Annotated in this window: 31 protein-coding genes; 4 read left to right on the top strand and 27 right to left on the bottom strand. The window is 34.5% G+C overall.

Annotated features, from left to right (window positions below; genetic code table 11):
* Positions 1-51: 51 nt before the first annotated feature.
* The 8 genes from ACKX2A_RS14450 to ACKX2A_RS14415 all read right to left on the bottom strand — a co-directional run bounded on the left by ACKX2A_RS14450 (position 52) and on the right by ACKX2A_RS14415 (position 6,295).
* The gene (locus tag ACKX2A_RS14450) at positions 52-1,428 is read right to left on the bottom strand and encodes a DUF4153 domain-containing protein (RefSeq protein WP_415325453.1); all 1,377 of its coding nucleotides are present in this window, start codon (positions 1,426-1,428) and stop codon (positions 52-54) included.
* A gap of 320 nt (positions 1,429-1,748) precedes the next feature.
* Entirely contained in the window at positions 1,749-2,234 is a 486-nt protein-coding gene (locus ACKX2A_RS14445; protein ID WP_415325452.1) for a Coq4 family protein, read from the bottom strand.
* Between the two features lie 302 nt (positions 2,235-2,536).
* On the bottom strand, positions 2,537-3,376 hold the full coding sequence (locus tag ACKX2A_RS14440) for a metallophosphoesterase (protein ID WP_415325451.1): 840 nt from the start codon (positions 3,374-3,376) through the stop codon (positions 2,537-2,539).
* Positions 3,377-3,407: 31 nt separating this feature from the next.
* Positions 3,408-3,698, bottom strand: coding sequence for a hypothetical protein (locus ACKX2A_RS14435; protein WP_415325450.1), 291 nt, complete (start codon positions 3,696-3,698; stop codon positions 3,408-3,410).
* 66 nt (positions 3,699-3,764) lie between these two features.
* Entirely contained in the window at positions 3,765-4,055 is a 291-nt protein-coding gene (locus ACKX2A_RS14430; RefSeq protein WP_415325449.1) for a winged helix-turn-helix domain-containing protein, read from the bottom strand.
* Positions 4,056-4,063: 8 nt separating this feature from the next.
* Positions 4,064-4,675 (bottom strand): hypothetical protein, encoded by a 612-nt coding sequence (locus ACKX2A_RS14425; protein WP_415325448.1) that lies wholly within the window; start codon positions 4,673-4,675, stop codon positions 4,064-4,066.
* A 1-nt stretch (position 4,676) separates the two neighbouring features.
* Positions 4,677-5,294, bottom strand: coding sequence for a hypothetical protein (locus ACKX2A_RS14420; RefSeq protein WP_415325447.1), 618 nt, complete (start codon positions 5,292-5,294; stop codon positions 4,677-4,679).
* A 236-nt stretch (positions 5,295-5,530) separates the two neighbouring features.
* Positions 5,531-6,295 carry an enoyl-CoA hydratase/isomerase family protein gene (locus tag ACKX2A_RS14415; RefSeq protein WP_415325446.1) on the bottom strand — a complete coding sequence of 255 codons (765 nt, stop codon included), beginning with the start codon at positions 6,293-6,295 and terminating at the stop codon, positions 5,531-5,533.
* Between the two features lie 272 nt (positions 6,296-6,567).
* Between ACKX2A_RS14415 and ACKX2A_RS14410 the strand changes: the two genes are divergently transcribed.
* From ACKX2A_RS14410 to ACKX2A_RS14395, 4 genes are all read left to right on the top strand, one after another.
* On the top strand, positions 6,568-7,116 hold the full coding sequence (locus ACKX2A_RS14410; protein ID WP_415325445.1) for a phage tail protein: 549 nt from the start codon (positions 6,568-6,570) through the stop codon (positions 7,114-7,116).
* 45 nt (positions 7,117-7,161) lie between these two features.
* Entirely contained in the window at positions 7,162-7,704 is a 543-nt protein-coding gene (locus tag ACKX2A_RS14405; RefSeq protein ID WP_415325444.1) for a phage tail protein, read from the top strand.
* Between the two features lie 32 nt (positions 7,705-7,736).
* Positions 7,737-8,564 (top strand): T9SS type A sorting domain-containing protein, encoded by an 828-nt coding sequence (locus ACKX2A_RS14400; protein ID WP_415325443.1) that lies wholly within the window; start codon positions 7,737-7,739, stop codon positions 8,562-8,564.
* Between the two features lie 180 nt (positions 8,565-8,744).
* Positions 8,745-9,665, top strand: a complete 921-nt coding sequence (locus ACKX2A_RS14395; protein ID WP_415325442.1) for a phosphatidylinositol-specific phospholipase C — start codon at positions 8,745-8,747, stop codon at positions 9,663-9,665.
* Positions 9,666-9,719: 54 nt separating this feature from the next.
* On the opposite strand, the gene ACKX2A_RS14390 is transcribed toward ACKX2A_RS14395, so the two are convergent.
* From ACKX2A_RS14390 to ACKX2A_RS14300, 19 genes are all read right to left on the bottom strand, one after another.
* Entirely contained in the window at positions 9,720-10,406 is a 687-nt protein-coding gene (locus ACKX2A_RS14390) for an SMUG2 DNA glycosylase family protein (protein WP_415325441.1), read from the bottom strand.
* A 104-nt stretch (positions 10,407-10,510) separates the two neighbouring features.
* Complete coding sequence (locus ACKX2A_RS14385) at positions 10,511-11,002, bottom strand: hypothetical protein (protein ID WP_415325440.1); 492 nt, start codon at positions 11,000-11,002, stop codon at positions 10,511-10,513.
* A gap of 20 nt (positions 11,003-11,022) precedes the next feature.
* Positions 11,023-11,388 carry a hypothetical protein gene (locus ACKX2A_RS14380; RefSeq protein WP_415325439.1) on the bottom strand — a complete coding sequence of 122 codons (366 nt, stop codon included), beginning with the start codon at positions 11,386-11,388 and terminating at the stop codon, positions 11,023-11,025.
* 112 nt (positions 11,389-11,500) lie between these two features.
* Positions 11,501-13,996 (bottom strand): phenylacetic acid degradation bifunctional protein PaaZ, encoded by a 2,496-nt coding sequence (gene paaZ, locus ACKX2A_RS14375; RefSeq protein WP_415325438.1) that lies wholly within the window; start codon positions 13,994-13,996, stop codon positions 11,501-11,503.
* A gap of 8 nt (positions 13,997-14,004) precedes the next feature.
* Positions 14,005-14,280, bottom strand: a complete 276-nt coding sequence (locus ACKX2A_RS14370) for a hypothetical protein (protein ID WP_415325437.1) — start codon at positions 14,278-14,280, stop codon at positions 14,005-14,007.
* An 11-nt stretch (positions 14,281-14,291) separates the two neighbouring features.
* Entirely contained in the window at positions 14,292-15,119 is an 828-nt protein-coding gene (locus ACKX2A_RS14365; protein ID WP_415325436.1) for an alpha/beta hydrolase, read from the bottom strand.
* A 20-nt stretch (positions 15,120-15,139) separates the two neighbouring features.
* On the bottom strand, positions 15,140-15,733 hold the full coding sequence (locus ACKX2A_RS14360) for a transferase hexapeptide repeat family protein (RefSeq protein WP_240579839.1): 594 nt from the start codon (positions 15,731-15,733) through the stop codon (positions 15,140-15,142).
* Positions 15,734-15,943: 210 nt separating this feature from the next.
* Positions 15,944-17,149 (bottom strand): 3-oxoadipyl-CoA thiolase, encoded by a 1,206-nt coding sequence (pcaF, locus tag ACKX2A_RS14355; RefSeq protein WP_415325435.1) that lies wholly within the window; start codon positions 17,147-17,149, stop codon positions 15,944-15,946.
* A gap of 90 nt (positions 17,150-17,239) precedes the next feature.
* Positions 17,240-17,653, bottom strand: a complete 414-nt coding sequence (locus tag ACKX2A_RS14350) for a PaaI family thioesterase (protein WP_415325434.1) — start codon at positions 17,651-17,653, stop codon at positions 17,240-17,242.
* Positions 17,654-17,933: 280 nt separating this feature from the next.
* Positions 17,934-18,269 carry a hypothetical protein gene (locus ACKX2A_RS14345; RefSeq protein WP_415325433.1) on the bottom strand — a complete coding sequence of 112 codons (336 nt, stop codon included), beginning with the start codon at positions 18,267-18,269 and terminating at the stop codon, positions 17,934-17,936.
* A 79-nt stretch (positions 18,270-18,348) separates the two neighbouring features.
* Positions 18,349-19,482: a 3-hydroxyacyl-CoA dehydrogenase NAD-binding domain-containing protein gene (locus ACKX2A_RS14340; RefSeq protein WP_415325432.1), complete on the bottom strand. Its 1,134-nt coding sequence runs from the start codon at positions 19,480-19,482 to the stop codon at positions 18,349-18,351.
* A gap of 81 nt (positions 19,483-19,563) precedes the next feature.
* Positions 19,564-20,364 (bottom strand): enoyl-CoA hydratase-related protein, encoded by an 801-nt coding sequence (locus ACKX2A_RS14335; RefSeq protein WP_415325431.1) that lies wholly within the window; start codon positions 20,362-20,364, stop codon positions 19,564-19,566.
* 135 nt (positions 20,365-20,499) lie between these two features.
* On the bottom strand, positions 20,500-20,997 hold the full coding sequence (gene paaD / locus ACKX2A_RS14330) for a 1,2-phenylacetyl-CoA epoxidase subunit PaaD (RefSeq protein WP_415325430.1): 498 nt from the start codon (positions 20,995-20,997) through the stop codon (positions 20,500-20,502).
* A 96-nt stretch (positions 20,998-21,093) separates the two neighbouring features.
* A complete protein-coding gene (locus ACKX2A_RS14325) occupies positions 21,094-21,639 on the bottom strand; it encodes a hypothetical protein (RefSeq protein ID WP_415325429.1) in 546 nt (181 codons plus the stop codon).
* 10 nt (positions 21,640-21,649) lie between these two features.
* The gene (gene paaC, locus ACKX2A_RS14320; RefSeq protein WP_415325428.1) at positions 21,650-22,399 is read right to left on the bottom strand and encodes a 1,2-phenylacetyl-CoA epoxidase subunit PaaC; all 750 of its coding nucleotides are present in this window, start codon (positions 22,397-22,399) and stop codon (positions 21,650-21,652) included.
* A 69-nt stretch (positions 22,400-22,468) separates the two neighbouring features.
* On the bottom strand, positions 22,469-22,750 hold the full coding sequence (paaB, locus tag ACKX2A_RS14315) for a 1,2-phenylacetyl-CoA epoxidase subunit PaaB (RefSeq protein WP_039364405.1): 282 nt from the start codon (positions 22,748-22,750) through the stop codon (positions 22,469-22,471).
* 176 nt (positions 22,751-22,926) lie between these two features.
* On the bottom strand, positions 22,927-23,865 hold the full coding sequence (gene paaA, locus ACKX2A_RS14310) for a 1,2-phenylacetyl-CoA epoxidase subunit PaaA (RefSeq protein WP_415325427.1): 939 nt from the start codon (positions 23,863-23,865) through the stop codon (positions 22,927-22,929).
* Between the two features lie 98 nt (positions 23,866-23,963).
* Entirely contained in the window at positions 23,964-25,049 is a 1,086-nt protein-coding gene (locus ACKX2A_RS14305; protein WP_415325426.1) for a 2Fe-2S iron-sulfur cluster-binding protein, read from the bottom strand.
* Positions 25,050-26,366 (bottom strand): phenylacetate--CoA ligase family protein, encoded by a 1,317-nt coding sequence (locus ACKX2A_RS14300; protein ID WP_415325425.1) that lies wholly within the window; start codon positions 26,364-26,366, stop codon positions 25,050-25,052.
* Between the last annotated feature and the right edge of the window lie 26 nt (positions 26,367-26,392).

Genomic DNA, 26,392 nt, shown 5'->3' with positions numbered 1-26,392 from the left:
TTAGATTTTTGTTTTTACTTTAAAGTTATTTTTTTGCATAGTTTGAAATATTTACTTTATACTTTGATAGTAAAGAACTTTGGAAAGGAACTTCTCATCTTTCTGAAACTTCACTCTTTCTAAATTTAAAATTTCTGCTTTTAATTTTTGATCGTTCTTTTCTTCGGCATATTTTACTAATTGCTTTTCACTAAAATTGATTCCTGTTTTATGATAATTTATAGCAAAATCTTTGCGTTTCATGTTTTCGGAAGTGATAATTCCGCCCCAATTGATGTAGCTGCAAATCAGGATCGTTCCGTAAACATACCAAGCCATAGTGTTGAAAAGGAAAACATTTCTTTTTTTCAGCTGAATTTTAATGAAAGTCATAATCAGTCCGATGAATGCAAGAATCAGGAATGCATAAACACCCAATCTTTTGTACGTATAGCCATAATTGATAATGTATTCTGTATTTTTTATCATTGCAGAAATAACAAGTACAGCATTCATAAAAATCCAGATTTTAACTAAAATTTTCATTAAACCAGCTTTAGGATCAAAATTGAAATTAGATTTAAAATAAAACATGATCACCAAAATGGCCATTAAAATCGACACAATTACAGCATTTACCCGTTCGTGCGTTTCCTCAGAAAGCTGAGTCGGCGTTTTTGTGGCTTCATAAAATTGTTCATAATTATAGGTAATAATGAAAAATATCAACAAAATATTCAATGCAAAGAAAGAAATTACACCGCTCATTCTTTCCGCATGCAAATCCAAAAACGAATACGTCGATTTCTGGATTTTATCTTTCTCCTGAAACTCGTTATTTAAAAAATGATTTTTCTTGTAAATGAATCTATCAATCGCATAATTCCAATAATTGAAGGCAATAAAAAATCCGAGAACGATCATCGCTAAGAGTTGCCAAAAATTAATATCAAATTTGATATTGGTGAAAAGATTAGCAAAATGATCGCTCCCTGCCGAATAAATTCCAAAGAAAACCGAAATCAGGATTAAAGGAATCAAAACAAAAGCGAAAGTTTTCTGCCATAATCCGGAAATATTTCGTTTTGGAAGCCAATCATCAAAACTAAAAAATCTGAAAATGGCAGTAACGAAATTAATTGCAAAAACCGGAATTAGAAAAAGAATTTTCATCCTTCTGTTTCTGGATTTAAAAGACAGCAACAAAAGTGAGCTTGAAATCGCTAAAAATGATGGCATATCCCCGTACCAGGCAAAAGCAATACTAGAGAGAATACTCGTTCCAAAAAGGAAAAGAAAAGTTGTTGTCCTGTTTTTCTGAGGTGTTCTGAAAAACGTAAGGATAGCATAGACAACCCCGATAATTCCAAGATTCAAACCCACATTTTGGTCGTAAAAAAAGATAACAAATAGGATCGTTGTGAGAAATATATAATGATGTGTTTTCATGTTTTTTTATTTAAAATTAAAACCCAAGACGGTTAATAACAGCCAAAAAATAGACGAAACTTATGGGAAGATTCAACAAAATAAGAACAGCAGAATTTCCATTGGATTTGTTATCGGAAATATTTGATATGAAAAAAATTAATTCATGAAAAAATATAATTGTGTTGATTACTGCTGCAACTAAAACATAGTAAAATCCGATGATTAATAAAGTTTCACTTTTTGTAAGTAAAAAACTTAGAAGAAATAATGTTCCAGCAGCAAACGAAAAATAAAACGTGATTTTTCCTTGTAAGCTAAAGTTTATATTTTTCATAAAATCAATATAAAATCGGTGTATTATTCTGTTGAACAAAATCTTTTAAATGATCAAAATTCTGCCATAGCAATGCCTCGAAATCCCAATTATAAAAAGTTCTCATTTCCCTTCCTTTTCGAAAAGCTTTGATATACATTTTTAGATATTCAGGAAAAACGATGGTTCCTAAAAGCAATACACCTAAAAGATAAGCGCTTCTTTTTCCGTTTCCAAAAAGGAGATACTGCATTGCAATTTCGTCCTGCATTCCTGTTCCAAAATCTGTGATCAAATGATAAACATCGTGATTTTCCATTTTTGGAATCATCCTGAATTTATGTACTTTATAAAATTCGCCTAATTGTCTTCCCAAAGAATCTTCGTTAAATTTCAATAATTGTTTTTCATTGAATTGCCATTTTCTTTTCTTCTTTTTAAAATAAGTTCTGTAAAGTTTTTGTGATTTTCCATACATGAAAAGTAAAAATTGAACACGTATTTTTTTCATAGTTTATTATTTTAATCGTTAATTAGAGATCCATATGAAAATGAAACTGGAATATTTATAAGAAGTATTAAGGTGGATTTAAGACATATCAAAAATTTTGATTGATGAAAAAGTCCGTAAAAAATCAAAAAGAAAAATGCAATTAAATTTAATAATGCAAACAGACATAAAATCAATCCGTTAAAAATGATTAATTCTACAACATGTCCTAAGTATGAACCAAAAAACAGAATGCTTCCTCCTATAAATGAAAACCAAAATGTTGATTTTCCAATATTTAAAATGTTTTTATCGCTCATGATTTATCCTTGTGTTAAAGTAAAAACAGTAATTTCAGGACGAACCATAAAACGAACCTGAAAAGAATGTCCCAAAGCCCGATTGATATAAAGCATTCTTCCATCTTCAAGATCAATTTCACCGGAAATATATTTTCTATTTTTCACCGGAAGAAGTGGAGTAATTACGCCGGGAACTCTACATTGTCCACCATGAGTATGCCCGCTCAGAATCCAACCTTGATAATTGTTCCATACATCTTTGTCGCACGCATCGGGATTATGACACAAAACGAGATTGGCTTTTGAGGGATCGTAATTTTCCATTACTTTTTTCGGAGCAAAATTTGGTGACCAAAGATCTTCGAAGCCAATTAAATTCAATCCGTGACTTTCTTTCTGTTCATTTCTCAACATTGTGACCCCGAAATTTTCTAACGTTTCAGTGATATTTTCGGCTACATCAAGTTCCTTCCAATCGACTCCATAATCATGATTTCCAAGAATTCCAAAAGTGCCCAAATTTCCTAAAACTGCGTGTTTCATTACTTTTTTAAGATCTTCTCTTTCCTGCGCAATTCCGTGATTGACAAAATCGCCTGTGTAAACGACAAAATCAGGATTGTATTTTTTAGCTTTTTGAAAAGAATCAATAATAAAATTCCAATCGAAGCGAGTTCCTATATGTAAATCTGAAAGCTGCATTAAGACTTTTCCTTCCAAACCTTTCGGTAAATTTATAATAGGAAGCTTTCTTTCTACAAACTCGAGCCAGAATGGTTCTATCTGCCATGAATACAACATTGGGAACACTCCAATCGCTGAAATTTGAAGCAATTTTTTTAAAAATGTTTTTCGGTTCATTTATTTTTAATAGTTTTTGAAATTCAAAAAATTAACTTCCCGCAAACGGACTCCCGAAAATTCCAACTGCCAATTCAATCCAAACCAAAGCCAACGCCAATAAAATGACAAATGAAATCATTAGTTTAAATCGTGGGCTTTTTTTCGAATTGATGACCAGATTAATGAAAAATGCAGTTCCAAATAGTAACACCGCCGCAATGATAAAGTCAGAAGGTGACCAGTTCCACCCTTCTACGAATAGGTTTCCGAAAAACGCTACGGACATTAATAATGCCGGTAAAGCGAAAATGATTGTTGTTTTTTGTTTTGTTGAAATCATAATTTAATATTTAAAAATTTTAAAGTACTTTGTATTTCAAAGTAAAATGATAAAAAAATATAGCCGTTATCTTCCTAATAATTTTTCCAAAGCATTTAAATGCTCAGTGAACGCTTCCCTCCCGTTTTGGGTAACTCTGTAAGATGTTCTCGGTTTTTTGCCGACAAATTCTTTTTTTACTTCAATATATCCCACTTTTTCTAAGGCATTGCTGTGACTTGCGAGATTTCCATCTGTGATTTCCAGTAAACTTTTCATTTCAGAAAAATCAACCCAGTCGTTGACCATCAGAACGGACATAATGCCCAATCTTACACGGCTTTCGAATTCTTTGTTGAGTTGATTTATTTTTATCATTTTAATCTTTAATTATTTGGAAAACATTGCGAGCCAATCGCTCCTCCACCATATTCTAACGCCAACTTATTATTTACCAAGATATATTGACATCCGTCATTATATTTATTCCTGTTTGATTCTTTATTTTGAAAAACATTAAACGAATACATTCCTAATCCACTTCGTGTAAATCCAACCTTCACTGGCTCACCATCTTCAATGGAAATACAATTTGCTTTATCTAATTTTTCTTTCAAAGTTTTTAATTCATTCTCAGTCCAACCCAGTTCTTTTCCTATAGCTGTATTTTGCAATCCTTCAACATTAATATCCCATTGTTGATAGTATTTTAAAGAATCATTTTTTGGGTGTACTAATAATCTGCCTAAAACCTCATCGTCCTTAAATTCAATTTCAATAGTTTTATTTGGAGATTTGATGCTATGATAATATAAAATCAAATCATCTATTTCCTTTTCTTTTGCGACGTATTCCTCTTTCAAATCTTCAACAGAATAATCTTTATCAAATCCGCCAAAAGCATTAAAGAACATAAAACTGAAAACTATTGCAGAAGTAATTAAAAGTCCTCCAATAATTGCAACACAAATGAAAAAATACTTTATGACTTTTTCCACTTTACTTATACTTTTTATGCATAATCAGTCCATAAACGATATGCAAAACTCCAAATCCAAGTGTCCAAAAAAGTAATCCCCATCCTAAAAAGAATAAAGAAATTAGTCCTAAAACAATTTGACAATATCCTAAATATTTGATATCCGTTAATGTATATCGTTCTGCACTTATCAAAGCTAATCCATAGAAAAGCAATGTAGCAGGAGCAACAAATACAAAAAGATGATGATACAAAAGTCCCAAGCAAAAGAAACCTCCCGTCACCAAAGGGACTGCAAAGGTAAACAAAAGACGCTTAGTTGTCGCATCCCAGATCTTCAAACCTTTCTTTTTGCTCTTATTTGTGGTGAAAATATAACCGCTGAAAACAGCAACAAACAGAATACAGGTTGCTATCAATACAAGTTCTTTTACCAGTGAAGGACCAAAAATATTTCTGTCGCCATCAAAATAGCTAATTCCTTCCCTTTGAAACACAAAATAAACATACACTGCTCCAATAATTGCTGCTAAACCTGCAACAACTCCGGATAGTCCGCTCAGAGAAATAAACCTTGAAGATCGCTCCATCATGGAACGAATATGTGATAAGTCTTCGTGATAGTTTTTTGAATCCATAAAAAGAACTTTGAAATACAAAGTTATTATTTTTTTTGAACGGACAAAATTTTTTTTAAAAAAATTAAAAAAGTGAATAGTGAATTGTCAATTTGTTTCACTTATCAATTTTCTAAATTATAATGAAAAATTGACCATTCACTTGCGAAGTAAAATTCACCATTAACCTTTGACATCTATTAATAAAAAAACCGCTGATCTTCTATCAACGGTAAATATTTCCATAGATCGAAAAACTATTTCGCTCTCAATCTTTCTTTAATTGATTCTATATTCTTTTTGGCAGAATCTTCCAAGATCAAACTTGCGCTCATGTGAATTCTTGCAGGCATCAATTCATTAAAATGATCTGTTCCTTCCCAGGATACTTTTTTAATTAAAGCTAGTGCATCGCTGCTTCTTGAAGCCAATGTCTGAAGGAATTTCTCCAACTTAGCATCCATCTCTTCGATATTTTCAGAAACCGAATGATATACATTATGTTGCTCTGCCCATTCTGCCGATCTGAAATCTGCATCAATTGCCATTGCCGAGAATTGAGATTTTCCGATTTTTCTTTCAACATACGGTCCTATAACGAATGGTCCGATTCCTAAATTAATTTCCGTTAAAGCTAAAGCAGAATCTTTTGTTGCAAAACAATAATCTGCTCCACAAGCCAATCCTACTCCACCACCTGTAGTTTTTCCCTGAACTCTTACAACAACAATTTTACCGCAATTTCTCATCGCATTCAAAACTTTTGCAAAGCCTCCGAAAAATCTAGTTGATGCTTCCAACTCTTCAATTGCTAAAAGTTCATCAAAACTGGCTCCTGCGCAGAAAGCCTTTTCGCCTTCGCTTTTTACAAGAATCGCTTTTACCTCATCTTTTGCACCTTCATCAAGAATAGTCTGTGCTAATTTTTCAAGAATTGCTCCCGGAAGAGAGTTACTTTTTGGAGTTCCGAATGTGATTTCGGCAATATTGTTTCTAAGTTCTGAAACTACGAATTCGTTCATTTTTAATTTATATAGGATTTATACAAAAATACTAAATACGGTGGTTTTGAGGAAAATTTAAAGCATATAAATTAAGGCGTGTTTTTTGCTGCAATTCTCATTACGTAGAAATACGTAATCTTCAATTTGGTATTTTCTACTCTACTTCACATTTCATGATTGTCGTTACTTTGGATTGTCAATAAGACATAAGTTTTTTTTAAGATTCATAGGGCGGTATCCGAAAAGCCTGAACAGAGTAGGAAAATTTTTAAACTGAAAAAATATCAACCATGGAAGAAATGATCGGAGTAATTAAGTCTTTTGCAGGGAACTTTGCACCAAGAGGCTTTATGTTCTGCAACGGAGCTTTATTAAGTATTGCTCAAAACACTGCACTATTCTCAATTTTAGGAACAACTTACGGGGGTGACGGTATCACAACTTTCGCTTTACCAAACTTAAACGGACGTGCTCCAATCGGTACAGGAACCAACGGAAGTGTAACCTATGTTTTAGGAGAACAAGCAGGAACACCACAAACTACAATCCTTACATCGAACTTACCAAGCTTTGCAAGCCAGTTGAAAGTCTCAAAATCTAATGCAACATCTGCTTCACCTTCTGCAACTTCATCTATTGCTGTTTCAGGAACTACTACTGGTAGAGACTTTACTGCTGTACCAAGCTTTGTAGACAATGCAGATCCTACGACTATTACACCATTGAACCCTCAATCTGTAATGTTTATCGGACAAAACCTGCCTATTAACAATATGCCTCCTTACTTAGGAATGAATTACATCATCTGTGTAGAGGGAATTTATCCTTCAAGACAATAATAATTTTTGAGTATTAATAATTAACACTAAAAACAAAAGAAAATCATGGATGAATATTTAGGAACCATCAAGATGTTTGCAGGTGATTTTGCTCCAAAAGGGTATTTACTTTGCAACGGTGCTATATTAAGCATCGCACAAAATCAGGCTTTATTTTCACTTCTAGGAACTACATACGGAGGTAATGGTACTACAACTTTTGCTTTGCCAAACCTAAACGGACGTGCCCCTATCGGTGCAGGAACAGCCAATACAGGAAAATCGGTTACATTGGGAGAAATGAGCGGATCTACTACAACAACAATCCTTAGCCAGAATTTACCGGCTATCATGAGTCAGTTGAGAATATCCAGAGCTAATGCAACTTCAGCTTCACCATCAGTAACTTCATCAATTGCTGTTTCGGGAACTACTACGGGAAGAGACTTCACAGCCGTTCCAAGCTTTGTAGACACTCCTCCTGACACTGTTATCAGTAACGGATCTGTTACGTTTGTAGGCGCAAATATTCCTATTAATAACATGTCTCCTTACTTAGGAATTAATTATATTATTTGTATCTCAGGAATTTACCCATCGAGGTCATAAAAACAAAAAACCTAAAATTTAAAATTAAAATCATGAAAAGTACTATACTATTTACCATCTGCAGTCTTTTCATTTCAATCTTTTCATTTGGACAGACTAGCACAGAAATGTTTGAAACGGAGTCTCACGGAAGCACCAGCTTTACAGACAACGGTGTAATTTTCAATATTCTATCTCATGTCGGAGGCTTTGATATCCAGGGGAATTATCCCGGAACAGGATGGAGTGGAACAGCAAATGACAACAGATATATTGATAATTCCGGAACAGGAAATATTGCTTCAGGAGCTTCATTCAGTATAAAAACGACTTCAAATTTGTTTAAGGTAAACAGATTCTGGATATTTTTATCTGATACGAACTTAAATCAAACTGTTGTAGGAAATCTTACCATTACAGGAAAGCTAAGTGGTGTAACAAAGTTTACTCAAACCAAAACAACTGGGTTTGCAACATCACTTGGAAGTACCAATGGGTATACTCTTATCGATATGACAAACCTAAATGGTCAAAATTACAGCAATATTATTATTGATCAGATTCAGGTTACTTTAGGAGGAGCTTATACATATGCAGGTCTTGATGCCTTTACATGGGTAAAAGACAGCAACGTAGTTTTGGCAACCAACGATGTAAAGGTTTCTGAAAAAGGAATAAATATTTATCCTAATCCTACAACAGGACCTCTTACAATTCAAACTAATGAAAATTCAAAATTTGAAGTTTACAGCCAGTCAGGACAATTGGTAAAAACAATTGAAGCCAAAAAAGGCGATAACGAAACGGATATTTCTGAGCTTCCAAAAGGATCTTACATTGTAAAATCTTCCTCGGAATCTTATAAAGTCATTAAAAGGTAAAAAGCATATCATTAAAGTTAGAAAACTAATAACCGTGAAAACTTTTTGATATAGCGAATTGTACCGCGAAAGATTCTAATGCATAAGTGTGATGAAATCCCCTAAAGAAATTATTTCCAGGGGATTTTTTGTCTTTAAGTGATCCCATTTCATTTTAATATTAATATAAAAACAAACATCATGGAAACATCTACACAAAATTGGATGAATCGTCTAGACGGTAAAAAGAAACTTACGGAATTTACAATTCCAGGAACGCATGACAGTGCAACTTACGATACGATTTTTATGCCCGCGCAATGTCAGAAAATGAGTTTTACGGATCAATTAAATTCAGGAATCCGTTTTTTAGATTTTAGATTAAAAAGAGGATATGATGCAGATACAGATCATGTCTTATGGTTTTATCACGGAGCAGTTGGTTTGAATTTGCATTTCGGACAAGTCATCAACATGCTTGTAGATTTTCTGAAGCGTCATCCTAGCGAAACTATCATTATGAGCGTAAAAAATGAATCCGATCCAAAGAGCGAAAGCAAACAGGAAAAGTTTTATGATGATTTTAAAATTACGATTTCCAACAACTATCCGTCTTTTTTCTATAGAGAAAATAAAATTCCAACACTTGATCAGGTAAGAGGCAAGATTGTTTTTGTAAAAAGATTCGCTACAGGAAGTGTTGACAGCATTGAGGATGGTCTTAATCTTTTAAATCAATGGCCTGATGATTCTGCGGGTAATTTTGAAAATGATGGCATAAAATATTATGTTCAGGATGCATATTACAGCTGGGGGAAAGAAAGAGAGGATAAATTTATCCAACATGTAAAACCTACTTTAATAGAGGCAGCTAAAGGAGAAAAAGACAGATTATATTTTAATTTTTCTAGTGGAACAGGTTTTTCGGGAGGTATAATTCCTGATACAACAAGACCTATTGATTTAGCAAAAGTTGTGAATCCATTATTTTTAAACTATATCAAAGAAAATCCCAAAGGTAGATACGGAATCATTCCGATGGATTATCCGGAGCAGCCAAATGGCGGAGAATTAATTAATAAGCTAATTAATTCAAATGAATTTACAGCAGTTTTAGTTTAGTAAACTCGATTCTAAGACATAAGTGGAAATCCCTGAATTCTTTTTTGGGGATTTTTATTTTTTCAAAGCTAAAATATATTTATCAATATACAACTGCTTCTCTTTCGATTTATACTGCTGAATATATCTTGGATGCTCCAAAACTATCATTTTATCGAAAAGATAAGCTTCCTGATTCAATTTCGAAATAAAATCTGCATTCTTTTTTCCTAATACAAAAACTTCGGAAGTATCGAGACTTAAGCTAATATGTTTTTTTAAAGAATCGATCATAAAATCTTTTACATCATTGAAAAGCTCTTTATCATCATAATAATTAGCATTAATCCAGTTTCCTTTTGATTTCCTTACAATCGCTAATGGAAATGGTGAATTAATATAAATATCTTTATAAAATTCTTCTGCGCCGCCGTATTGTTCGATCATATCATATACAAAAACAGATGAAGTTTCGTGCGTATAAGCCGACTTCATTTTAATTCCGCAAACGCTTTCCAAACGTTTGGTATCTGTGAAAGGAACACCGGTAATTCCCGCACCGTGGCGACTGGGATTAATTCCAACAATAAATTTCCTTTTATTAAAATCATTATAATATTTCTGATAAAACTTCTGCATGACTTCCATCGTTTCGGGATTTTCGAGATAAGGATTTAAAACCTGAAAGTCGTCTGGAAGATTTCCATCATATTTTAAATTTTGATTAAATTCGACAACCTGTTCGGCGAAGGTTTTGTTCATAGTCTGAAAGCTTCTGAGATAAATTTATTGTAAGATAAGAAGAATTATATACAAAAAAGCTTCAAAAATTTTTTGAAGCTTTTTTTATGTAGTGATTTTTTTGATTAAATATCTTTTATCTGAACATATGCCACACCGGATATAAAGGTTAGCTCTCCATAAATATTTCCTGATGTAAAAGAAAAAACACCTCCGCCCATACAGCCATTTCCAAGAGTAAAACTTTGATTGTTCGGCAAAGTTATAATAACCTGATACCAAGTAACAAGATCTGTATCTGCATTATCCAAGGGACCTAGTGTTAAATCATATACTTTATCAAAATTTGGTCCTACCAAATGCCAAAACTGCACAGGCGGATCATCAGAAAGCGAATTATTTATTTGCTCATGAGAACTCGATTTTCCTGCAGGTAAGACAGTAGGATATTCATTATATATGAGGGGTACGCAATTCTGCAGCGAATTAGACAAATTCATACTTACCGAAACAAATGTAATATCCTGAGAAGATAGGTTATCTATTTTGAAGGCATTTATCTGTGAATAGTAGAATAAACTTGAGCAAAGCAAAAGTAGTAACGATAATTTTTTCATGTTAATTTGGATTTAAAGGATTAGTTTTTGTAATTATTAGTCTTTTTATAATCGAAATAGATATTTAAGGCCCAATTTATAATAGCTCCTTTATTTCCGTCAGTTTTTTCTTCTATTTCGGCATCACTTATCCCTTCAGATTTTATAAGTTCTTTTGCAGATGGTATCAATAAGTCTTTTCTCCTTTCACTCAGCTCAGGATAACTTTTCATACGTTTTTCTTCAGGAGTTGCCTGATTTCTCGGATTGGTCATTGTTTTCATTGCTTTTGCAAAGTCTTTCATTGCCTCTGTCTTTGAGCTCTCCTGAGAAGTAATCGCAAGATTCTCATTACTGCAAGATGCAATGACTAATGCACCTGCAACAATTAAAATTGTTTTTTTCATGGTTTAAAAATTTTTAGTTTAATAAAAATATGAAAATTTCAACAATTAGTGACAAAAAAAATCCCTTTCAGCCAAAACCAAAAGGGATAATAAATTTATATTTTATTTTGAATTAAATCAATCCAAACTGTTCAAAATGATGCGTAAAATGCTTCTTATGCATCAGTTCCCACATTTCTTTATTTAATTTTCCGAAGACAAAGTTCATGTGTTCTGCTTCCGGATTTTCTTTGTAATAAACAACAAATCTCTTTAAATTATCCATGAAAGACTGTTTTGCAGCTTCAAGATTTTTATGTCTTAAATCCAACAACTTTTCATCTTCTTCCAAGAATGGAGCAGGGAAATCTTTTGGCATTTTTCTATGATTATAAAGAGAATCTTGCCATTTTTCCAATTGCTCTTCCGGCGTGAAACATTTTTCTGCTTCGGGTTCACCAAGACTTACCAAAACGCCATGCTCCAAATGTTCGATCATTTGCTGAGGAGACATTTTGCCCCAACTTGGCTGGGTTGATTCAGTTAAACCGTTCAATGCTTTTTGAATATTTTTCAAGTTTAAATCAATAAAAGGAGATTGTTTTGCCACCAATGTTAAAATGGTAGCCACACAAACGATCTCATCTCTCTGATTCACAACCTCAACCAACCATTTTACAACTCCCGAAGGAATATTTCTACCTTTTACACCACGGTTGATCTTTTCTTTTGCTGTTAAATAAACGGTAATCGTATCTCCCGCATAAACAGGTTTAAAGAACGAACAGTTTTCCAATCCGTAATTCGCGATAACAGGTCCTTTTTTACCAGAAACGAATAATCCCGCTGCCGCAGAAAGAATGAAATATCCGTGAGCAACGGTTTTGTCGAAAATCGTACCCGTTAAACTTGTTGCATCAGTGTGCGCATAGAAATGATCCCAGGAAACGTTAGAGAAATTCACGATATCGGCATCAGTAACCGTTCTTCCTGCTGTTTCTAAAGAATCGCCAACCTCGACTTCTTCAAAATATTTTTGGAAAGGATGTTTATCTGAATATTTTTTCTCAGCACCCTGCTGATAAATTTTAGTAATAGCCGTCAAAGTATCCGGAGAACCCTGAATCGCTGTTTTTTGAAGGAAGAAATGAAGACCGCTCAAACCGCCCATTTCTTCACCGCCACCTGCTCTTCCAGGACCACCGTGCATCAAAGTCGGAAGCGGAGAGCCGTGACCTGTACTTTCTTTCGCATTATCTCTGTTTAAAACGAAAATCCTTCCGTGTTGAGAAGCCATTTTCCACGAAGTTTCTGCTACGAAATTGTCGTCATGAGAAATGATAGAACCTACCAAACTTCCTTTTCCTCTTTTTGCCAACGCTGCAGCCTCTTCTGCATCTTTGTAAGGCATTAATGTAGAAACCGGACCGAAAGCTTCGACATCGTGAGAAATATTTTTAGTAAACGGAGCATCGTTTAAGAACAATTTTGGACTCATAAATGCTCCATTTTCATAGTTTGCATCTACCAATTCGTGTTGTCCGTCATAAACCAGTTCTGTTTCAGCTTTTAGTAAATTTACTTTTCTTACAACCTCATCATATTGCTGTTTTCCGACCAAAGAACCCATTCTTGTTTCTCTGCTTAATGGGTTTCCGATTTTTGTCTGATCCAAAGCTTTAGACAAAGCATTCTGAACGTCTCCGATTAAGTTTTCAGGAACGATAATTCTTCTGATTGCTGTACATTTTTGTCCGGCTTTCGTCGTCATTTCGTTACGAACTTCTTTGATGAATAGATCAAATTCAGGAGTTCCCGGTTTTGCATCCAGTCCAAGAATTGAGCAGTTCAAAGAATCTGCTTCCATGTTGAAACGAACGGCATTTCCTGCGATTGACGGTAAAGATTTCAATTTTCTACCCGTCGTCGCAGAACCTGTGAATAACACAGAATCTCCATCCTGAACATAATCCAAAATATTTCCCGGTTCACCACAAACTAACTGAACAGCTCCTTCCGGAAGAATTCCGCTTTCAATCATATCTTGAAAGACTGCGTTAGTTAAATAAGAGCCAAACGGAGATGGCTTTACGATCGAAGGAACACCCGCCAATAAAGATGTGGATAACTTTTCCAACATTCCCCAAACCGGAAAATTGTATGCATTGATTTGAATAGAAACCCCTTCACTTGGTGTTAAAATGTGAGTTCCAAGGAACGTTCCGTTAGCAGAAATTTTCTGTGTATCTCCATCTACCCAAAACGGAGTATTTGGAAGCATTCTCTTCGCCAATCCTGAGTATGTAAAGAAAGTACCGAAACCTCCTTCGATATCTACCCAAGAATCTACGTGAGTTGCCCCTGTTTTATAAGATAAATCGTAATATTTTTTCTTTCTTTCTAAGAGGTAAAGCGCCACTTTTTTCAACATTTCTCCACGATCGTAGAACGTCATGGATGAAAGGTTTTTGTAGCCAACTGTCCTTCCGTAATCTAAAGCCTGCTCAAAATTCAGACCTTCCGTATCGGAAATGGCAACCTGCTCACCGTTTACAGCGTTGTACAAGGGAATCCCGTTTCCGTTTCCTTCTACCCATTCGCCGTAGATATAGTTTTTTAACTTTTCCATATAGTTTTTTACTTTTTACTTATATTTAATTTTTTCACAATGTTTTTGATTATTAGATAAGGTATAAAAAGGATTAACCAAAAATCAATTATTAAAACGAAATCAATAAATAATGTGTATAAGAAATCTTTGCGTTTAAGACTTTCAATTACTTCATCTGATTCAACATGTTCTAAAGCATCTGAAATTCCGATTGATTCTCCTAATAAATAAAATCCAAAAACATTAATTGTTATTAAAATGATCAACATTAATAACCAATATTTCTTTAAAATATTAATCATTTTAGCATTAATTATTTTGCTTCCTTATATGGAAACAATTTCACCAAACCTTCATACAAACTTCTGTGAAGAATGGTTGCATGATTGTCTGTTTCCATCATTTTGTATTCTACCGTCCAGTTTTTTTTGTTTGAATTTTTTAAAACATTAAATAAATCCTCAGCATCTTTTACCATCACCGGATGCTCACCTTTTCCGACAGAAACGTAAACAAATTTCTTAGTATCCGGAATTTTAGCCAATAATTGAGGAGCCTGTTTTAAAAGACTTTCATCATCCCACCACAAACTCGGACTGATGATAAAATAATTATTAAACATTTCAGGTTTTTTCAACAAAATTTCTGTGGCTAAAAGTCCGCCCAATGATTGTCCGAATAAATATTTATCCGTTGTTTTAAACTGACTTTCGATATAAGGTTTCAATTCTTTTTCCAAAAAACTGATAAATTTATCCGAATGCCCCGTCGTAGGATAATCTTTCTGTAAATCTTTAAGATCTGTATGAAAAGTGAAGTCTCTTTTTCTGTCAACATTCGCAATTCCCACCACAATCGTTTCCGGCATGGAATACATTTGATTAAAAAATTGAACTAAACCCGTCACATGAATAAAATCTTCATTCATGCTTCCATCCAACAAATAGATGATTGGGTAGGATTTTGTTTTGTCGAAATTTTGCGGAAGATAGATGTTTAAAATTCTGTCTTCATTTAAAATCTTAGATTTTATGGTCCTGATTTCTCCAATAGTCAATGGTTTTACATTTCCCATCTGAGCAAAAGCTACAGATTGAAATGCAAAGAGAATACTGCAGAAAATAATTAGTTTTTTAAGCATATTAAATTTCGTGTGGTAATTTATTTTACATCATCCCAAATGCTGTAATCAACAACTTTCGTTGGAATCTGCTGAACATATTCTGTAAAAGGTTCGCAAGGTAAAATCGCGTCTTTTCCTTCTCTTGCCAATTCCTGGTATAGTTTTGTTCCTTCCGTTTTCCATTTAATCATTTCATCAGAAACATCACGGATAATTTTTGCAGGACTTCCAACAATTAATTTTCTCGGTTCACATTTGAAATTTGCAGGAACAAAAGCTAATGCCCCGACAATACTCTCATCACCGATATATGCTTTATCCATTACTACTGCGTTCATTCCGATCAAACAATTTTTCCCGATATGTCCGGAATGAATAATTGCTCCGTGACCGATATGCGCAGATTCTTCTAAAATGGTTTCAATTCCCGGAAAAACATGGAGTGTACAGTTTTCCTGAACATTTGCACCGTCTTTCACAATAATTTTACCCCAGTCGCCACGAATAACTGCATTAGGGCCGATATAAACTTCTTCGCCGATTTCAACATTTCCGATAATCACCGCTTGTGGGTGAACGTAAGCGGAAGGTTTGATGATGGGACGAATTCCGTGATATGAGTAAATATTCATAATTTTATTTTGAAAATTTGAGAACGAGTTAATTTGAAAATTATTTTTAACGCAAAGTCCGCAAAGTTTTTTTGAAAATTTTTCTGCATACTTTTCGTTCGCAAAGGCGTTTCACTCAGCAAAGGCTAACGTTAAATTGATTAGCCAACTTGAAAATTGATAATGTTCTCAATGTCATTTTCAAATTCTCAAATTAGCACATTTTTCAAATTAAACCCTTTCAATCACCATTGCATACCCTTGTCCGACACCGATACAAAGGGTACATAATGCATATTTTTTATCTTGTTTTTGAAGTTCCATTGCAGCAGAACCAACGATCCTTGCTCCAGAAACTCCAAGTGGATGACCGATCGCGATTGCTCCTCCGTTTGGATTTACTCTTGAATCATCATCTTTTAATCCTAACGTTCTTGTTACTGCCAAAGCCTGAGCTGCGAATGCTTCATTCAATTCGATGATATCCATATCCTCTAATGAAAGATTCAGTCTTCTTAATAATTTTTGAGTGGCTTCAACAGGTCCGATTCCCATGATTCTTGGTTCAACACCCGCAACAGATGATCCTAAGATTTTAGCTTTTGGCTTTAAACCATATTTTTTTACAGCTTCTTCGCTTGCTAAAATTAAAGCGGCTGCTCCATCATTCATTCCGGAAGCATTTCCTGCAGTTACCGTTCCTTCTTTTCTGAAAGCAGGACGAAGCTTTCCTAGACCTTCCATTGATGAAGTTGGCTTAATGAATTCGTCTGTATCGAAGATTTTCGGTTCTCCTTTTCTTTGTGGAATTTCAACTTTTACAATTTCTTCCGCCAATCTTCCGCTTTCCTGAGCTTTTGTTGCTTTCTGTTGTGACCAAAGTGCAAATTTATCCTGATCTTCACGGCTGATGTTATGCATATCTGCTAAGTTTTCAGCTGTATCGCCCATTCCGTCAACGCCGTATAATTCTTTCATTTTCGGATTGATAAATCTCCATCCAAAAGTCGTATCAAACATCTGACTGTCTCTACCGAAAGCCGCGCTAGGTTTTGACATTACGTAAGGCGAACGAGTCATGTGTTCTACTCCACCAGCAATGTAAATTTCACCTTCTCCTGCAGCAATCGAACGGAAAGCATTTGCCACCGCCGACATTCCTGAAGCGCACAATCTGTTTACTGTTTCACCTCCGATTTTATACGGAAGTCCAGCCAATAAAAGTCCCATTCTTGCCACGTTTCTGTTATCTTCACCTGCTTGGTTTGCGCATCCGAAAATAACATCCTCTATTTCTTCAACAGGAACTTCAGGGTTTCTTGCTACAACCTCTTTGATAACAATTGCTGCCAAATCATCAGCTCTTACTTCCGATAATCCTCCCTGTAATTTTGAAATGGGAGTTCTGACATAGTCTATGATGTATACGTTATTCATATTTTTTGCTTTAGGCTAAAAGCTATATGCATTAGGCTTTACCAGCTTCAAAAAAAGCTTACTGCCCATTGCTTCAAGCTTACTGCTTATTTATAATTCTGTTACTTTTTTTCCGATTTTATAAACTGTTCCGACAAATTTTGCAACCAATTCTTCGTTTTGATTGGTAATTTTAATGTCGTAAACAGCGGTTTTTCTTGTATTGTTTACCAAAATACTTTCCGCTCTGAAAATATCACCTTCTTTTCCTGCTTTCGTAAAGTTGATGATGCAATTCAATGCAACAGCCGCATCTCCGGAATTGTTGGACGAAAATGCCAATGCAGAATCTGCAAAAGCAAATGTAACGCCTCCGTGAACAGTTTTTAACCCATTCAACATTTCTTTTTTGATGGGCATTTCGAGTAAACAATAATTTTCTTTGATTTCGATCATTTTAATATTCATCCATTGGGAAAAATAATCCTGATCGAACATATATTCTGCAACCTGTCTTGGGTTCATTTACTTTTATTTAAATTTTTAAATTTTACCACATCTTTCCAAGTATAATCTCTGCCATCTAAAATGAAGAAAGCTAGAAAGACAAAGAAGAAATAAAATATAAGACCGTATATATTCATGCTTTTTCCATCATCCCATTTAAAATAATAAAATAGAATTCTAATAAGAAAAAAAGCAACACTAAAAATGATTGCATTCATGAGAGATCTCAAAAAGTTTTTCTTTGTGAAAATTCTTTCAAGCATAGTTTTAATACTTTATTTGTTACTAAAAAGAGTATTTAAATCAGCGTTATTTCTTCATGTAATTCATCAACCAGTTTGTCATAAATACTCATGGTTTTACCAAGAATTATCTGCTCGTAAGTAAGGTTTTCTGAATTCGATGGATTGTCGGATGGATAAGGAGCATTTAAATCAATACCATATTCATTGGCTAATCTTCTTATAAGACCACGATATTTTTCATTAAATTCTCCCAATAGATCAAGTTTTTCCTGATAATCATTGATTATAGTAAGTTCCTGAACTATATATTCTTTTTCAATAATAAGCCTTGTTTCCAATTCGGCTCTGAATCCATCTATATCCATACTTTTAATGTAAAAATTTAACATTGTAACAGTTTATCAATTGAGATTCTTCGCTTTGCTCAGAATGACAAATAAATTGCTACATTATTAGATTAATATATTGTTACATTTTACGAAGTACCGGACTCTGTCTATATCTTTCTTCCTGATATTCCTCATAAAGACTTTGAAGCGTTTCGGAGATTTTTGCGTATCCGATTTCTTTTCCCCAAGCCAATAATCCTTTTGGATAATTAACGCCTTTCTGCATTGCTAATTCAAGATCTTCATCGTTGGCAACTCCTAATCTTTTGGCTTCAACTGCTTCATTAATCAACATTGAAATAATTCTTAAAAATATTTGTTGATAAAGAGCATCGTCCTTTTCGGCAACAGGTTTTTCAGCTCCTTCTGAATAATCGTAGAAACCTTTCCCTGTTTTTCTGCCGTGAAGTTTTGCTTCCGACATTCTTTGCTGAAGAAGAGATGGTTTGTATTTGGGATCGTAGAAATATTCGTTATAAACCGTTTTTGTTACGGAGAAATTAACATCAACACCGATTAAATCCATTAATTCAAAAGGTCCCATTTTGAAGTTTCCGATGGTTTTCATGGCATCATCAACCTGTTCTACCGTTGCAATGTTTTCCTCAACAATTCTCAACCCTTCACCATAGTAAGGACGGGCAATTCTATTAACAATAAATCCGGGAATATCCTTTGCAATCACCGGAGTTTTGCCCCAATCTTTCATCAGATTGTAGATTTTTTCCGCTAAAGATTTTTCTGTTAATAAAGAAGGAATAACCTCAACTAAAGGCATTAATGGAGCTGGATTGAAAAAGTGAATTCCTATAAAACGCTCCGGTTTTTGTAATTCCGCACCGAGAGAGGTAATGGAAATGGATGATGTATTGGAACCAATGACACAGCTTTCTGAAACGTGTTTCTCTAATTCTGTGAAAACCTTGGTTTTAATTTCTTTGTTTTCGATGATGGCTTCAATGATGAGTTCACAATCTTTGAAGTCCTTCAATTCTGTAGCAATGGAAATATTAGATAAAATTTCAGTCATTTTTTCTGCCGAAATTTTCTGTTTATCAACCAATTTGGTTAATGTTTTTTCCAAACCTACGGTTGCCGTTTCTACTTGTTTTGCGTTGGCGTCGTACACCCAAACTTTGCATCCGTTCGTCGCGGCTACTTGTGCAATGCCGATTCCCATTGTTCCGGCACCGATAATTCCTACATTCTTCATTTTTTATAGATGTTAGAAGCTAGAAGTTAGAAGCTAGACTTTTGCTAATTTCTAACCTCTAATTTCTAAATTCTATAATTTTTATCTTCCTTTATAATTAGGTTTTCTTTTTCCCAGAAAGGCACTTACCCCTTCTTTAAAATCTTCTGTTTCTGCGGCTTCCTGTTGTAAATCTCCTTCTAACTCTAATTGCTCTTTCAATGTATTGTTATAAGAAGCTGCGAATGCTTTTTTGGTTAATTTAAGACCAACAGTCGGCATATTTGATGTTTTTTCTAAAATTTCTAATGATTTAGAAGCGAATTCCTCTTCAGTAAAAATTTCAGCCACCAAACCGTAAGATTTTGACTCTTCTGCCGATAATTTCTTACCTGTAAATGCTAAATAATTTGCCAATTGTCTACCCAGTAGTTTCGGCAAGAAATAGGTTCCTCCCGTATCAGGAATTAGTCCGATATTTGAAAATGCCTGAGCAAAATATGCTTTTTCAGAAGCTAAAACGAAATCACAGATCAGTGCTAACATTGCTCCGGCTCCTACTGCAGGACCGTTTACCAATGCAACTACAGGTTTTTTGCAACGCGTAATTTCCGTCACCAAAGGGTTGTAGTAATCTACTACAATTTTTCTGATAATGTCGTTATCATGATGCTCGTTTCCTTGAACAAACGCATCATCCAAATTTTGACCGGAACAAAAAGCTCTTCCTCTTCCAGAAATCGCCACACATCTTACAGTTTCGTCTTCGCTACATTCTTTAACAAAATCTTTTAGATCTGATAAAGATGGCTTTGTAAGCGCGTTCATGGTTTCAGGCTGATTTAGGTAGGCAATTTTCAGTTTTCCTTCAAAATGCGTTTCAATATCAAGTTGTGTATACATAGTATTAATTTTTTTAATTTAACAATGTACTAATTTACTCATAATGTAACAATTTACCGGTCTAATAATGTAATAATTATATGTCATACTGAACATATTGATCAACTGTTACATCGATACATTGCTAAATTAATTTTAATGACATTTAAAATAATCAAAAGGCTCCAAACAGTCTAAACATTGGTACGAAGCCTTACACAAAGTAGACCCGAATCTGCTGATCTGTTTTGAATTCATAGAACCACAACGCGGACATTTTTTCGGTTTCCCAATGTGATGTTCGTCGGCTCCTTTTTCGGGAGGTGTAATTCCGTAAATACGAAGTTTTTCTCTCGCTTCATCTGTCAGCCAATCTGTCGTCCAAATCGGAAACATTTTGGTGACTACTTTCGCATCCCATCCGTTTTCTTTCATAATCTTTATGATGTCTTCCTCAATGGTAAACATAGCGGGACAAGCAGAATAAGTCGGCGTTATCGTTACTTCACAAGAATTCTCGCTCGTAATTTTCGCTTCTCTCACAATGCCCAATTCCACTATATTAATTACCGGAATTTCCGGATCGGGAACTAATTCTAATATTTCTAAAGGATTTTTCAATCTTCTTTTATCTGAAATTTTTTTTAAACGCAAAGTGCGCTAAGTTTTTTTTGACTACAAACTGTTTTTAAGTTCGCAAAGGCGTTTCATTTAACAAGGCCAACAAAATATAAATCTAACAGTTGTAAATCATCTATAAATAAGGTTATCATTCGCATCGACTAAATCGTGAAACTGATGTTCGCAATGCCTTACATAGTCTCCAATTATAGCTTTTTCATTTCTACCTACTTTTCTTCTAGGAATTACGCCTATATAATTGTTTTCATCTTCAAGAAGAAAATAATCATTGTAAATTTCTCTAATCCTGATTTTTTTTCTGAATGTTGTTGAATGAAAAACCAGATATTCACCAATTTTCGGTAGTTCCTTATGACCTATTGGAGAGATTTTATACAGTCTGATGTTTTTTTCTTCTCTATTTTTAAGTACTTCGGAACTTAATGGATTTTTAGAATTAATATGTGAACAAACTATCTCTTCATTGTCAAAACGTTTTTCTTCAAGATTTTCAATAATTCTTTGTTCAACTTCCCAAAATAAATTTGAATACAGAGATTTTAAAACCGCTTTTTTAACCGGAAAACCGTTTTCAACGTTATCTAATTCTACAATTATCCCATAATTTGTGAGAATGCTTGAATTGATAACTTGATATTTTACTTTGGAATCCATATAATTAATCTTACCAAGTACAACCCGGATACGCTCTCTGCATATATTGCAATTCACAAAGAATATATCCGAAATATTCTGTATGATAGCCTGTTCTTGATTTTGGCTGCATGAAAGGATTTGTAGGATATTCTAATTGGAAATCTGCAAAATCTTTCTGTGTAATCGTAAGAAATTCTTCGTAAAGAACATCTGAATTCGGAGCAATACTTAAAGCTACCAAATCATCTTCACCTTCTGTTTTTGCGAATAAACCTTTTGTATATTCCCAAATATTTTCGATTGCTTTTTCTAGACGAGATTTACTTTCTTCTGTTCCCTGAGCGAAAATTTTCATCCAGGAAGCAGCGTGAGTATAGTGATATCTTACTTCTTTCAAAGATTTCTGAGCAATAGCAGAAAGTTCTTCATTAGTAGAATTTGATAACGCTTCGTACATCAGTTTCTGATACACTGCGAAAACGTAAACTTTTAAAATCGTCTGAGCATAATCTTCGTTTGGAAGTTCTGTCCAGTGCGCATTTACATATTCGTGTTCGTATCTTAAAAATGCCAAGTCATCTTCACTTTTACCGTTTTCAATCACCCTTGAAGCATAAACATAAAAGTTATTTGCCTGTCCAAGTTCATCCAACGCGATATTCGTTAATGCAATATCTTCCTCTAAATAAGGACCTTCACCGCACCACGCAGACAAACGCTGTCCCATAATGAAACTGTCGTCTGCAAGTTTTAATAAATAATTATATAATGGGTTCATTATTTTAGCTTTTGGCTTTTGGCGCATAGCTTTTGGCAAATTGCAAGAAGCTAACAGCCAATCGCTGTTTTACATATTTTTTACATCGTTTGGAATGTCGTAGAACGTCGGGTGACGGTACAATTTATCATCAGCAGGATCAAAGAATGCTTCTTTATCCACCCCTTCCGAAGTCACGATATATTTGCTTGGAACTACCCAAACTGAAGTTCCTTCCTTTCTTCTTGTATAAACGTCTCTTGCGTTCTGCAAAGCCATTTCTGCTGTTGGCGCTTGTACAATTCCAACGTGTTTGTGAGATAATCCCGGTTTAGTCTGAATAAACACTTCCCACATATCTAAATTTGCCATAGTCAAATTTTAATTTTTATCTAAATTTTAGATTTTGAATTATTTAAAACTTTAATTTTTGAACCATTAAGGACAATTAAGTTGTTAAGAATATTAAGTTTAGCTTTAAAATCAGAATGATTTATCTTAATTAAACTAAACTTCTAAACAAAATCTTAATGGTTTAAATTAAATAATTAGTTAACCTTTTCGTTTTGCTTTTCCGCAAAAGCTGCCGCAGCTTCTTTTACCCAAGCATTTTCTCTTTGCGCTTTTCTCTTGGTTTCAATCCGCTTTTTGTTGACAGGACCGTTTCCTTTCAAGATTTCCATAAATTCATCCCAAGGAAGTTCCCCGAAATCGTAATGCTGTCTTTCTTCATTCCATTTCAGATCTTTATCCGGAATTGTTAATCCTAAAAATTCAGCCTGAGCAACGGTAACATCAATGAATCTCTGACGAAGACTGTCGTTGCTTTCTCTTTTCACTCTGTAATTCATTGAGATTTTAGAGTTTGGGGAGCTGTCGTCATTTGGACCAAACATCATCAAAGCTGGCCACCAGAAACGATTTAACGAAGCCTGAGCCATTTCTTTCTGCTGTTTTGTACCACGGCAAAGTGCCATCAAAATCTCGTAACCTTGTCTTTGGTGGAAAGATTCTTCTTTACAGATTTTCACCATCGCTCTTGAGTAAGGACCGTAAGAATTTCCCATTAACATTACCTGATTCATAATGGCTGCACCATCAACCAACCATCCGATGGCACCAATATCTGCCCAACTCAATGTCGGATAATTGAAGATACTTGAATATTTTGCTTTTCCTTCCAACATATCTTCATAAGTAGCATCTCTGTCTGCTCTAATGCTTCCGTCTCCTAAAGTTTCAGTTGCAGAATAAAGGTATAAACCGTGACCTGCTTCATCCTGAACTTTCGCCAAAAGAGCCATTTTTCTTCTCAATGAAGGTGCTCTGGAAATCCAGTTCGCTTCCGGCAACATTCCGACAATTTCAGAATGTGCGTGCTGTGAAATCTGACGAACCAATAGTTTTCTGTAATCATCGGGCATTACATCTTTTGGTTCTACTTTATTTTCGTCGTGTACGTATTGTACAAATTTTTCTAAATCCATAATTAAAATTTTTTTAAAATTTTAAAATATAACAATGAATCAATTTAACAGTCTAGCAATAATTGTTACATTGATAAACTATTACATTGTTACATTAATTATACATCATAATTAAGCATCACCACATTCGTTGTCGGGTGACATTGGCAGGTAAGAACGTAACCTCTGGCTACTTCTTCTTCGGTAAGCGCGTAGTTTTTTTCCATGAAGACTTCACCTTCCAAAACTTCGGCTTTACACGTACAACAAACTCCTCCTTTACAAGCGAAAGGCACAGGAAGATTGTCTTTCAATGCTTTATCTAAGATACTCTCTTTTTTTGAATTCAGGTGGAACGAATATTCATCATCATCAATGATTACGGTTACCATACTTTCAATGTTGGCAATGGCTTTGAATTCGTCGCTCATTTCCTCCGTATTTTCTTCGTCAGGAGCGGTGAAATATTCAAATAAAACCTGAATGGCAGGTACTTTTTTATCTTTCTTTAAATAATCTGCGATTCCTTTAATCATTTCTGAAGGTCCGCAGATAAAATAAGTTGCTTCTTTTATATCAATATCGGTATATCTTTCAAATAAAAGTTCCAGTTTTTCAGGAGAAATTCTTCCTTCAAAAATCGGGTCTTCATGCTGTTCACGACTTACTAAATAAACCACTTTCAACCTTCCATTGAACTGTTCAACCAACTTATCGATTTCAGCTTTTTTCATCACGTGATTCATGCTTCTGTTGCTGTAAAACAAATAAGCGTTTGAATTCGGTTCTTGGTAAAGACTTTCTTTGATATTCGACAAAACTGGAGAAATTCCGCTTCCTGCTGCCAAACCAACGTACGTTTTCACGTTTGTCGGGTGATAAGATGTGTTAAAACCACCCATCGGAGGCATTACTTCAAGAATTTCATCCATATGAAGATGTTCGTTGAAATAACCGGAAACTTTTCCGCCTTCCAACAATTTCACCAATACTTCCAGCGTGTTGCTTTTTTCGCTTGGTGCATTGCAGATAGAATAAGAACGTCTTTCTTCATTTCCGTCGATCATCATTCGGAAATTAAGATACTGTCCCTGCTTGAATCTGAATTTATCTTTCAGCTCCTCAGGAATTTCAACGGCAACATTTACTGCATCGTTGGTATCTTTCTGAACTTTTACAGTTTTAAGTTTATAAAATGAATTCATTTATTTTTTAAGTATTCTGTTAATTTTTCCGCCTTCGCATTTTGCAAGACTATCCTGAGCGTGGATTTTCACTTTTGTAGTAATTCCTACCCTCTTTTTAATCTCGTTTTCGATGCTTTTTCCAAAGTTTCCAACAAAAATAGCATAATCGTCGGTATTTTGATTTAATTTTTTCGAAGCTATCAATTCATCATCAATTTCAACATCTATATCCAAAGCAACACACATTTGTTCTTTCTCAATTGGTGTTAAATAATAGTTCGGAACCACTCCTTCTACATGAGAAAACGCTTCTTCAATCTGACTTGGATAAACATTTACCCCTCTTACAATCAGCATGTCATCGGCTCTTCCAAGAATTGGCTTCATTTTCACCATTGTTCTTTTTCCGCTTTCATCATAGTAAAGACTTGTGATGTCGTTTGTCCAATACCGTAAAAGCGGCATTGCTTTTTTGGTTAAAGTTGTAATTACCAAAACTCCTTCTTCACCAAATGGAACAGGTTCTTTTGTAACCGGATCTAAAATTTCAGGATAAAAATGATCTTCCCAAATGTAAGCTCCTCCTTTTTCCTCGAAATCTTCCATTGAAACTCCGGGACCGATAATTTCACTTAAACCATAAATATTGGTTGCATGGACGCCCAATCTTTCTTCGATATGATGTCTGATCAATTCCGTCCAAGGTTCTGAGCCTAAAACGGCATATTTTAAACTGATTTCGTCCGCGGAAATCCCTCGTTTTGCAAATTCATCAGCTAATGTTAAAGCATAAGATGGCGAACAGCAAAGAACTTCAGGTTTAAAATCTATAATTAAATCTACCTGTCTTGCCGTCATTCCTCCTGAGATTGGAAGAACGCTCATTCCTAATTTTTCTGCTCCGTAATGAAGTCCAAGTCCGCCTGTGAAAATTCCATAACCATAAGCATTATGTAACTGCATTCCAGGTTTTGCTCCCGCCGCGTTCAAAGATCTCGCCACTACTTCGCTGAATAAATCAACGTCTTCTTTTGTATATCCTACTACCGTCGGTTTTCCTGTTGTTCCGCTTGAACAATGAATTCTCTGTAGTTCATTTTTTGGAACCGTGAATAATCCGAACGGGTAATTGTCTCTCAAATCCTGTTTGTAAGTAATCGGAAGTTTCGTAATATCTTCGATCGACCTTATATCTTGTGGAGATATTCCGAGTTCATTAAATTTTCCTTTATAAAATTCCGACTTCTCCCCAAGATAGTCTACCAATTTCGCCAATCGCTCAGATTGAAGCTGTCTCAATTGATCGAGCTTTAGATATTCAACATCAAAATCCATAACTAACTAACATTTGTTAGGTGTAA

Source organism: Chryseobacterium sp. MMS23-Vi53, from assembly GCF_047651245.1.
In the GTDB taxonomy this organism is placed as follows: domain Bacteria; phylum Bacteroidota; class Bacteroidia; order Flavobacteriales; family Weeksellaceae; genus Chryseobacterium.
The sequence above is the reverse complement of the archived record's forward strand: the minus strand, read 5'-3'. Positions and strand labels throughout refer to the sequence as shown.

Coding starts and splice junctions, on each gene's coding strand:
- ACKX2A_RS14450 (WP_415325453.1), bottom strand. CDS start 1,428: ATGAAAACACATCATTATATATTTCTCACAACGATCCTATTTGTTATC.
- ACKX2A_RS14445 (WP_415325452.1), bottom strand. CDS start 2,234: ATGAAAAAAATACGTGTTCAATTTTTACTTTTCATGTATGGAAAATCA.
- ACKX2A_RS14440 (WP_415325451.1), bottom strand. CDS start 3,376: ATGAACCGAAAAACATTTTTAAAAAAATTGCTTCAAATTTCAGCGATT.
- ACKX2A_RS14435 (WP_415325450.1), bottom strand. CDS start 3,698: ATGATTTCAACAAAACAAAAAACAACAATCATTTTCGCTTTACCGGCA.
- ACKX2A_RS14430 (WP_415325449.1), bottom strand. CDS start 4,055: ATGATAAAAATAAATCAACTCAACAAAGAATTCGAAAGCCGTGTAAGA.
- ACKX2A_RS14420 (WP_415325447.1), bottom strand. CDS start 5,294: ATGGATTCAAAAAACTATCACGAAGACTTATCACATATTCGTTCCATG.
- ACKX2A_RS14415 (WP_415325446.1), bottom strand. CDS start 6,295: ATGAACGAATTCGTAGTTTCAGAACTTAGAAACAATATTGCCGAAATC.
- ACKX2A_RS14410 (WP_415325445.1), top strand. CDS start 6,568: ATGGAAGAAATGATCGGAGTAATTAAGTCTTTTGCAGGGAACTTTGCA.
- ACKX2A_RS14405 (WP_415325444.1), top strand. CDS start 7,162: ATGGATGAATATTTAGGAACCATCAAGATGTTTGCAGGTGATTTTGCT.
- ACKX2A_RS14400 (WP_415325443.1), top strand. CDS start 7,737: ATGAAAAGTACTATACTATTTACCATCTGCAGTCTTTTCATTTCAATC.
- ACKX2A_RS14395 (WP_415325442.1), top strand. CDS start 8,745: ATGGAAACATCTACACAAAATTGGATGAATCGTCTAGACGGTAAAAAG.
- ACKX2A_RS14390 (WP_415325441.1), bottom strand. CDS start 10,406: ATGAACAAAACCTTCGCCGAACAGGTTGTCGAATTTAATCAAAATTTA.
- ACKX2A_RS14385 (WP_415325440.1), bottom strand. CDS start 11,002: ATGAAAAAATTATCGTTACTACTTTTGCTTTGCTCAAGTTTATTCTAC.
- ACKX2A_RS14380 (WP_415325439.1), bottom strand. CDS start 11,388: ATGAAAAAAACAATTTTAATTGTTGCAGGTGCATTAGTCATTGCATCT.
- paaZ (WP_415325438.1), bottom strand. CDS start 13,996: ATGGAAAAGTTAAAAAACTATATCTACGGCGAATGGGTAGAAGGAAAC.
- ACKX2A_RS14370 (WP_415325437.1), bottom strand. CDS start 14,280: ATGATTAATATTTTAAAGAAATATTGGTTATTAATGTTGATCATTTTA.
- ACKX2A_RS14365 (WP_415325436.1), bottom strand. CDS start 15,119: ATGCTTAAAAAACTAATTATTTTCTGCAGTATTCTCTTTGCATTTCAA.
- ACKX2A_RS14360 (WP_240579839.1), bottom strand. CDS start 15,733: ATGAATATTTACTCATATCACGGAATTCGTCCCATCATCAAACCTTCC.
- pcaF (WP_415325435.1), bottom strand. CDS start 17,149: ATGAATAACGTATACATCATAGACTATGTCAGAACTCCCATTTCAAAA.
- ACKX2A_RS14350 (WP_415325434.1), bottom strand. CDS start 17,653: ATGAACCCAAGACAGGTTGCAGAATATATGTTCGATCAGGATTATTTT.
- ACKX2A_RS14345 (WP_415325433.1), bottom strand. CDS start 18,269: ATGTTAAATTTTTACATTAAAAGTATGGATATAGATGGATTCAGAGCC.
- ACKX2A_RS14340 (WP_415325432.1), bottom strand. CDS start 19,482: ATGAAGAATGTAGGAATTATCGGTGCCGGAACAATGGGAATCGGCATT.
- ACKX2A_RS14335 (WP_415325431.1), bottom strand. CDS start 20,364: ATGTATACACAACTTGATATTGAAACGCATTTTGAAGGAAAACTGAAA.
- ACKX2A_RS14325 (WP_415325429.1), bottom strand. CDS start 21,639: ATGGATTCCAAAGTAAAATATCAAGTTATCAATTCAAGCATTCTCACA.
- paaC (WP_415325428.1), bottom strand. CDS start 22,399: ATGAACCCATTATATAATTATTTATTAAAACTTGCAGACGACAGTTTC.
- paaB (WP_039364405.1), bottom strand. CDS start 22,750: ATGGCAAATTTAGATATGTGGGAAGTGTTTATTCAGACTAAACCGGGA.
- paaA (WP_415325427.1), bottom strand. CDS start 23,865: ATGGATTTAGAAAAATTTGTACAATACGTACACGACGAAAATAAAGTA.
- ACKX2A_RS14305 (WP_415325426.1), bottom strand. CDS start 25,049: ATGAATTCATTTTATAAACTTAAAACTGTAAAAGTTCAGAAAGATACC.
- ACKX2A_RS14300 (WP_415325425.1), bottom strand. CDS start 26,366: ATGGATTTTGATGTTGAATATCTAAAGCTCGATCAATTGAGACAGCTT.